A 7,870-nucleotide genomic window follows, 5' to 3' on the forward strand; every position below is an offset into this window, starting at 1 on the left:
TGGGAGACCAGCGCGTCCTGGCTCGGGACGCGCTGGTCTCCCACGGCCTCACCTACCAGCAGCTGATGCCGTCGTCCCTGCGCGCCGTGACGGGGCAGCCCGAGGCGTCCGCCACCAGCGACCGCATGTACATCGACGGGCGGTTCTCCCGGCCGAGGCTGCTCTACCTGGGCTGGGACGTCGGCGCGTGGGAGCGCGTCCGCGTCGTCGCGGGCAACCCCTCCTACAGCTTCGACCTGAAGCCCGGCGAGGACCTTCGGGTCATGGTCTCCAGGACGTTCGCCGACCGGCTCGGCTACAAGGTCGGCGACCGCATCGCCGCGGCGGGCGGCGCGCCCGCGGAGCCAGCGCTGCGCGTCCAGATCACCGGCCTGTACGAGCCGGTGAACGCCGCCGACCCGTACTGGGCGCCCCGCGCCCGGATCCTGCACCCGGTGCGGGAGACGGTCGGTGACAGGGATCCCTTGGAGGCCGATGCGGGCACGGCGCTGATCGACGGCGCCGCCTACGCCATGGCCGCGCGCACGCCCGGGCGGGACTTCACCTTCAGCTGGCGGTTTCCGGTACGCCCCGGCGCGATCGGCGCGTCCGGCGCCCGCGAGGTGGCGGGCGACATGGACGCGTTCCGCTCCGCCGTCCAGGGCCGCACCGGGATGTTCCCCTGCGCCGTCGTGACCGCGCTGGACGACCGGCTGGACGCCTTCGCGGGCCAGCTCCGCACCGCCGAATCCGTCCTCGCGCTCGTGCTCGGCGGGCTCGTCGCGGTCGCCGCCGGGGTGCTGCTGCTGGCCGCCGGGCTGCTCGGGGAACGGCTCAGACCGGTCCTCTGGACGATGCGGGCGCGCGGCGCGTCGCTGCGGCAGCTCGCCGTGCCCGCCTGCGGGCTGACGGCGCTGGCCGCCGTCCCGTCCGCCGCGCTCGGATACGCCGCCGGACGCCTCCTCGGCGCCGGTCCGCCCCAGACCAGCTCGATCTACGCGGTCGCCGTGCCGGTCGCCGCCGTCCTCGCCGTCCCGGTCGTCATGGTGCTGCGGGAGCGGGACGCAGGCGTCGGGTCCTCGTCGGGCCGCCGGGACGACCTGGTCTCGGCCCGGCCGTCGCGGCGCCGGTTCGTCCTGGACGCGCTGCTCATCGCCCTCGCCGTGATCGCCGCCGTGCTGCTGCGCCAGCGCGGGGAGCGGGCGGGCACCGACCCGCTGATCGCCGCCGTCCCGGTGCTGCTCGGCGCGGCGCTCGCAGTGCTGGTCCTGCGCGCCTATCCGTACCTGCTGCGCGCCGCCGGTCCGTTCCTGCGGCGGCGCCGCGGCGCGGTCGCGTTCATCGGCATCGCCCGCGCGTCCCGGCAGACCCTCGTCGGCGCGCTCCCGCTCGTCGTGCTTCTGCTCGCCGCCACCGTCGCGGGCTTCACCGCCACCGTCGAGACGGGGCTGCGGACCGGGCAGGAACGCGCGTCCTGGGCCGAGGTCGGCGCCGACGGCCGCATCGAGGCCGGGCCGATGGACGAGGCGGCCCTCGCCCGCGTCCGCGCCGTCCCCGGCGTGACCGGAGCCGTGCGCGCCCGCGTCATCACGGAGGTGACGACCGAGTCGAACACGGCGCCGATGACCGTCGTCGGCGTGGACCTCGCCGCCTACCGCGACCTGGCGCCCGGCGTGCCCGGAATCCCCGGCGGCGCGCCAGCCGCGCTCGCCTCGCCGCTCGCCGCCCGCACGATGGGACCGGGCGCCGCGACGCTCAGCCGCGCCGGAATGGACCCGATCCGCGTGCAGTCGCCGGGGGTGATCGAGCACTTCCCGGGGCAGTCGCCGGGGAGCGCGTTCATCGTCGTCCCGTACAAGGCCGTCGCGGGCGCGACCGGGTTCCCGTCGCAGGTCTTCGTCTCCGGGGACGACCTCGACGCGAGGAAGCTCAGCGCCGCCGCCCCCGGACGCGGCGTCCACCTGCGCCAGGACGTGCTGCGGACCATGACGGACGTGCCGATGGTGTCCGTCGTCCGCGACACGTTCCGGGACGGCTCCCTCATCGGCGGCGCCTTCGGGCTCCTCGCCGTCCTGCTCGTCCTCGTCGTCGGGGCCCGCGCCCGCGGCCGGACCGTCGCCCACCTGCGCGCCCTCGGCCTCAGCCGGCGGCAGAGCCGCCGCCTCGCGCTCGTGGAGATCGCGCCCGTCCTGCTCTGCGCGGTCGGGGCCGGCTGGGTGCTCGGGCTGATGCTGCCCGAGATCACCGGCCCGGTCGTGGACCTGCGCCCCTACACCGGCGGCCATGCCGTCACCGCCCACGTCCCGAGCCTGCCCGCGCTGCTCGGGCTCCTCGGCGCGCTGCTCCTCGCCGCCGCCGCTGCCGTCGCCGTGGACCGCGCCTTCGACGCCCGCCCCGGAACCGTCCTGAGAACGGGGGACTCTTGAGCACCAACGCACCCGGCAGCACCAACGCGCCCGATCTGGCCGAGCTGGAGCGGCGCGCCGCCGAACGCGGCCCCGTCTACGGCGAGGGCGCGCACATCGTCTGCGACAACCTCGTCCGCATCTACAAGACCGACGGCATCGAGGTCGTCGCGCTGCAGGGCCTCGACCTGCTCGTCGACGCGGGCGAGCTGGTCGCGATCGTCGGGGCGTCCGGCTCCGGGAAGTCGACGCTGCTGAACATCCTGTCCGGGCTGGACGTGCCGACCGCCGGGGTCGCCCGCGTCGCCGGGTCCGACCTGCTGACGATGGCGTCCAAGGAACGCCTGAGGTTCCGGCGCGAGCAGGTCGGGTTCGTCTGGCAGCAGACGTCCCGCAACCTGCTCCCGTACCTGACCGCCGGGCAGAACGTCGAGCTGCCGATGCGGTTCGCCGGACGGCCCCGCCGCGCCCGCGCCGCCCGCGCCGCCGAGCTCCTCGGCATGCTCGGCGTCGGCGACTGCGCGGGACGCCGCCCGCACGAGCTGTCCGGCGGCCAGCAGCAGCGCATCGCGATCGCCGTGGCCGTCGCCAACGAGCCCCAGGTCGTCCTCGCCGACGAGCCCACCGGCGAGCTCGACACCGCCACCGGCGCCGAGGTCTTCACCGCGCTCCGCCGCGTCAACGAGGAACTCGGCACCACGGTCGTCGTCGTCACCCACGACAAGCAGGTGACCGAGCGCGTCGACCGGACGATCGGCATCCGCGACGGCCGCACCAGCAGCGAGGTCCGCCGCCGCTCCGCGGAGGACGGCACGCGGACCGCCGAGGAGTACGCCGTCCTCGACCGCGTCGGCCGCGTCCAGCTGCCGAAGGGGTTCACCCAGGCCCTCGACATGCGCGACCGCGTCCGCCTCAACCTGGAGACCGACCACGTCGGCGTCTGGCCCGACCGGCTCGGGCGATCCCCGGAAGAAGGTAGGGATGACTGAGCCGATGGTGGTCGTGGAGTCGCTCACCCGCACCTTCCGCACCGGCGACCTGGAGGTGCCCGCGCTGCGCGGCGCGTCCTTCACCGTCGAGGCCGGGGAACTCGTCGCGATCAAGGGCCGTTCCGGCTCGGGGAAGACGACCCTGCTGAACCTGATCGGCGGCCTCGAGACCGCGGACGGCGGCACCGTCCGCGTGAACGGCGGCGACGTCGGCGCCCTCAGCGAGGACGAGCTGCTGGCCCTGCGCCGCGACCACATCGGCTACGTGTTCCAGTCGCACGGCCTGATCCCCGTGCTGTCGGCGGCGGAGAACGTCGAGATACCGCTGCGCCTGGTCAGGACGCCCCCGGCGGAACGCGACGAACGCGTCCGCGTCCTGCTGGGCCTCGTCGGCCTGGCCGACCACGCCGCCCAGCGCCCGTACGAGCTGTCCGGCGGCCAGCGCCAGCGCGTCGCGATCGCCCGCGCCCTGGCGAACCGTCCCCGGCTGCTGCTGGCGGACGAGCCCACCGGCCAGCTCGACTCCGAAACGGCCGCCGCGATCATGCCGCTGCTGCGCGCCGTCGTCTCCAGCGAGGGCGTCACGGTCATCGTCGCCACCCACGACGAGGCGCTCCTGGCCGAAGCCGACCGCGTCCTCAACCTGGAGGACGGCGTGACGACGGAGACCCCCGTTCCCACCCCCGGCTGAGCCGGTTGCCCTCTGATCATCCGGGGAATCGGTACCGGGATGGGAGGGCCGCATGGCGACTGTCGTACTGGTGGGGACGCTGGACACCAAGGGGCCGGAGTACGCGTGGCTGCGTGACCGGGTCCGGGAACTGGGCTGCGATGCGGTCCTGGTCGACGTCGGCATCGGCCCGTCCGAGCTGGACGCCGACGTCACCGCCGAGGAGGTCGCGCGGGCCGGTGGCGCGTCGCTGGCGGCGCTGCGGGACGCGGGCGACCGGGGCGCGGCGGTCACGGCCATGGGAGAGGGCGCGGCGGCCGTGCTCGCCCGGCTGGACCCGATCGACGCCGTCCTCGCCGTCGGCGGGAGCGGCGGCTCGTCCATTGCGGCACGGGCCGTCCGTGACCTGCCGATCGGCCTGCCCAAGCTGATCGTGTCGACCATGGCGTCCGGGGACGTGACCCCCTACGTGGGCGCCAAGGACGTCACGATGATGTACAGCGTCGTCGACATCGCAGGCGTTAACCGGGTGTCACGGCTGATCCTCGGCAACGCCGCCGCGGCGGCGGCCGGAATGGCGAAGGCCCGTGTGTCCCCTCTGGCCGAGGAGCGTCCGCTCGTGGCCGCGTCGATGTTCGGGGTCACGACACCGGCGGTGGACGCCGCCCGCGAACGGCTTGACGAACTCGGCTACGAGGTCCTGGTCTTCCACGCGACCGGCGCGGGCGGCCGCGCTCTCGAAGGTCTCGTGGAAAGCGGCCTGCTCGCCGGGGTCCTCGACCTGACCACGACCGAGCTGGCGGACGACCTGGTGGGCGGGGTCCTTTCGGCCGGACCCGACCGCCTCACCGCGGCGGGCCGGCACGGGGTTCCGCAGGTCGTCGCGCCCGGAGCCCTCGACATGGTCAACTTCGGGCCGCGCGAGACCGTCCCGGAGCGGTTCGCGGGCCGGAACCTGTACGTCCACAACCCGACCGTCACCCTCATGCGGACGACGCCGGACGAAATGTCCGAGCTGGGACGCCGCGTGGCGGCGAAACTGGCCGCCGCGACCGGCCCCACCGCCCTGTTCATCCCGCTCGGGGGCGTGTCGGCGCTGGACGCTCCCGGCATGCCCTTCCATGATCCGAAGGCGGACGAGGCGTGCTTCGCGGCGATGGAGGGCGCCGTGGAGACGGAACGCCTCGACATGAACATCAACGACCCGGCCTTCGGCCGCGCGATGGCCGACCGGCTGCACCAGATGATCACGGAAGGATCGGAATGAACCGTCAGGACGTCCTGGCGCGGCTGCGGAGGAGCGTCGCGGAGGGGCGGCCCGTCATCGGCGCGGGGGCGGGCACGGGCCTGTCCGCCAAGTGCGCGGAGGCGGGCGGCGTCGACCTGATCATCATCTACAACTCGGGCCGCTACCGGATGGCGGGACGCGGATCACTCGCGGGCCTCCTGCCCTATGGGGACGCGAACCAGATCGTCGTGGAAATGGCGTCCGAAGTCCTACCCGTAGTAAGACGAACACCCGTCCTGGCCGGAGTATGCGGCACCGATCCCTTCCGCCTCATGCCGGTATTCCTTGACCAGCTCAAGGCGATGGGTTTCTCCGGCGTACAGAACTTCCCCACGGTCGGTCTTTACGACGGGGTGTTCCGGCAGAACCTCGAAGAGACCGGCATGGGCTACGACCTGGAAATCGAAATGGTGCGGCTGGCGCATGAGCGCGACCTCGTCACCGCCCCGTACGTCTTCGACGAGGACCAGGCGCGGGCGATGGCCGAGGCAGGCGCGGACGTCCTGGTCCCGCACGTCGGACTCACCACCAAGGGCAGCATCGGCGCAGGCACAGCCCTTTCCCTGGACGAGGCCGTCGCCCGAGTGCAGGCCATGCGGGACGCCGCGTCCGCCGTCCGCCCCGACATACTCGTACTCTGCCACGGCGGCCCCATCGCCGAACCGGACGACGCCGCCTACGTCCTGTCCCGCACCCAAGGCGTCGTGGGCTTCTTCGGCGCCTCCTCCGTCGAACGGCTGCCGACCGAACAGGCCATCACCCGACAGGTGGCCGCCTTCAAGAACCTGGAGCTGTGAATGCTGCTGAATCCCGGCGACGTGACGACGATGACCTTCGACTGGGGCTCGATCAAATGGTTCGTCACCCCGTCCGGCGTGCCGGGCGCGAGCAGCACGCTCGGCGAAGTGATCGTCAACCCCGGCAAGGGCCACGCGCGCCACAACCATCCCACCGCCGAGGAGGTCATCTACGTGATCTCCGGCGAGGCCACGCAAATGGTGGACGACGCCGAGCCGTTCACCATTCGCGAGGGCGACGCCGTCCACATTCCGAAGGGCGTCTGGCATTCCACGTACAACACGACATGGCGCCCGCTCCGCCTGATCGTCACCTACAACCCAGGCGGCGAAGAAAAGGCATTGGAGTCCGCCCCCGACTTCTGCCTCCACGCCCCCGACATCATCCCGGAATGGCGCCGGGCCTAGCGATCACTGCGTGGCTGCAAGAGCCAAGGAGGCCACGGCCAAGGCGAGAAAGGTTCCCGGGAACGCGATGTTATGCAGAACGCGTTTCCACAAGTGGAGGCCGACCGCGCCGACGAAGAAGGCCACGAGCCCAGCGGCCGCGGCGATGCCGATCACGTCCAGCCCCAGCAGGCCGAGGGCGAGCCCACCCGCCCCGGCGGCCTTGAGCGCCGCCAGGCCGGGGATCGACCACTGCGGCGTTCCCACCTCGGCCGCATTGGCCAGGACGAAGTCGGTCCTGGCCAGATCGGCGACGACGATCGCGACGTTGGCCAAGATCGTCACAACGGTGACCACGATGTACGCGACGTGCATGATCCCCCCTCGATGTCCACGTGTCCCCACACAGACGGACGAGCACCCGAGAAGGTGACGCAATCGCTTCAGTGCGGGATGCCGTCGATCAGGTCACGGGCGCCCTTGCGCAGTAGGTCGCCTGCCACGTACGCGCCCAGATCCTGGCCCTTGTCCGGTGCCGACCATTCGTGCGAGTGCACGAACTTGGACCCGTCCCGGGTGAAGACCATCCCACGCAAGGACAACTGCCCGTCCCGCTCCAGCCGCGCATATCCCGCGATCGGGCTGTTGCAATGGCCCTGCAACCCGTGCAGCATCGCCCGTTCCGCGCTCACGCAGCGCCGGGTGTCCGTGTGGTCCAGCAGCCGCACCAGTTCCACGATGTCGTGATCAGCGCGGCGGCAGTCCACCGCCAGCACGCCCGCGCCCACGGCCGGGACGATGTCGAGCACCTCGCCCGCCCGGTCGATGCCCAGCCGCGCCAGACTCGCCCGCGCCAGCACGACGGCGTCGAACTCCTCGCCCGCGTCCAGCCGCCCGAGCCGCGAATTGACGTTGCCGCGCAGGTACTCGACCCGGAGATCGGTGCGGATCCGCCCGAGCTGCGCGCGGCGCCGCACCGCCGAGGTCCCCACCCGCGCCCCGGGCGCGAGATCGGCCATGCGCTGGACCTTGCTCGCCATGGGGAACAGCAGCACGTCGGCGGTGTCGTCACGCTCCACGTAGGCGGCGAAAACCAACCCGTCCGGACGCGGTACATCACCGGGCACGTCCTTGAGGCAGTGCACCGCGATATCGACCCGGCCCGTCACCAACGCCCGGTCGATCTCACGCATGAACGCGCCCTTGCCGCCCAGCTCACCCAGATGGCCCCGATGCCGGTCCCCGGCCGTCTGAATCCCGATCACCTCGACCCGGACATCGGCCAGCTCCTCCAGCCGCGCGGCCACGCCACGGGCCTGCACCATCGCCAGCGGAGACGTACGCGTACCCAGCCG

General features: G+C 72.8%; 8 protein-coding genes. 6 read left to right on the top strand and 2 right to left on the bottom strand.

Features of this window, described 5'->3' with window-relative positions:
* From cas5 to E1264_RS36885, 6 genes are all read left to right on the top strand, one after another.
* The coding region (gene cas5, locus E1264_RS36860; RefSeq protein WP_132181214.1) for a CRISPR-associated protein Cas5 at positions 1-2,405 on the top strand (2,405 nt) is incomplete at its 5' end.
* Positions 2,402-3,373, top strand: a complete 972-nt coding sequence (locus E1264_RS36865; protein ID WP_132181216.1) for an ABC transporter ATP-binding protein — start codon at positions 2,402-2,404, stop codon at positions 3,371-3,373. The genes cas5 and E1264_RS36865, both read left to right, overlap by 4 nt.
* The gene (locus E1264_RS36870; RefSeq protein WP_132181218.1) at positions 3,366-4,064 is read left to right on the top strand and encodes an ABC transporter ATP-binding protein; all 699 of its coding nucleotides are present in this window, start codon (positions 3,366-3,368) and stop codon (positions 4,062-4,064) included. The genes E1264_RS36865 and E1264_RS36870 overlap by 8 nt, the downstream gene beginning before the upstream one ends.
* Positions 4,065-4,116: 52 nt before the next feature.
* Positions 4,117-5,310, top strand: a complete 1,194-nt coding sequence (locus E1264_RS36875; protein WP_132181220.1) for a Tm-1-like ATP-binding domain-containing protein — start codon at positions 4,117-4,119, stop codon at positions 5,308-5,310.
* Entirely contained in the window at positions 5,307-6,128 is an 822-nt protein-coding gene (locus E1264_RS36880; RefSeq protein WP_132181222.1) for a phosphoenolpyruvate hydrolase family protein, read from the top strand. The genes E1264_RS36875 and E1264_RS36880 overlap by 4 nt, the downstream gene beginning before the upstream one ends.
* Positions 6,129-6,536: a cupin domain-containing protein gene (locus E1264_RS36885; RefSeq protein ID WP_132181224.1), complete on the top strand. Its 408-nt coding sequence runs from the start codon at positions 6,129-6,131 to the stop codon at positions 6,534-6,536.
* A gap of 3 nt (positions 6,537-6,539) precedes the next feature.
* Here the strand turns inward: E1264_RS36885 and E1264_RS36890 are convergent, their stop codons facing one another.
* Together E1264_RS36890 and hemC are read right to left on the bottom strand one after the other, a co-directional pair.
* Positions 6,540-6,890, bottom strand: coding sequence for a DoxX family protein (locus tag E1264_RS36890; protein ID WP_132181226.1), 351 nt, complete (start codon positions 6,888-6,890; stop codon positions 6,540-6,542).
* Positions 6,891-6,958: 68 nt separating this feature from the next.
* On the bottom strand, positions 6,959-7,870 hold a 912-nt coding region (hemC, locus tag E1264_RS36895; RefSeq protein ID WP_207936733.1), incomplete at its 5' end, for a hydroxymethylbilane synthase.

This window comes from Actinomadura sp. KC216 (genome assembly GCF_004348535.1).
Taxonomy (GTDB): Bacteria; Actinomycetota; Actinomycetes; order Streptosporangiales; family Streptosporangiaceae; genus Spirillospora.

Excerpts from the sequence above, each read along its gene's own strand:
- E1264_RS36880 (WP_132181222.1), top strand. The coding sequence starts at position 5,307 with ATGAACCGTCAGGACGTCCTGGCGCGGCTGCGGAGGAGCGTCGCGGAG.
- E1264_RS36870 (WP_132181218.1), top strand. The coding sequence starts at position 3,366 with ATGACTGAGCCGATGGTGGTCGTGGAGTCGCTCACCCGCACCTTCCGC.
- E1264_RS36890 (WP_132181226.1), bottom strand. The coding sequence starts at position 6,890 with ATGCACGTCGCGTACATCGTGGTCACCGTTGTGACGATCTTGGCCAAC.
- E1264_RS36885 (WP_132181224.1), top strand. The coding sequence starts at position 6,129 with ATGCTGCTGAATCCCGGCGACGTGACGACGATGACCTTCGACTGGGGC.
- E1264_RS36875 (WP_132181220.1), top strand. The coding sequence starts at position 4,117 with ATGGCGACTGTCGTACTGGTGGGGACGCTGGACACCAAGGGGCCGGAG.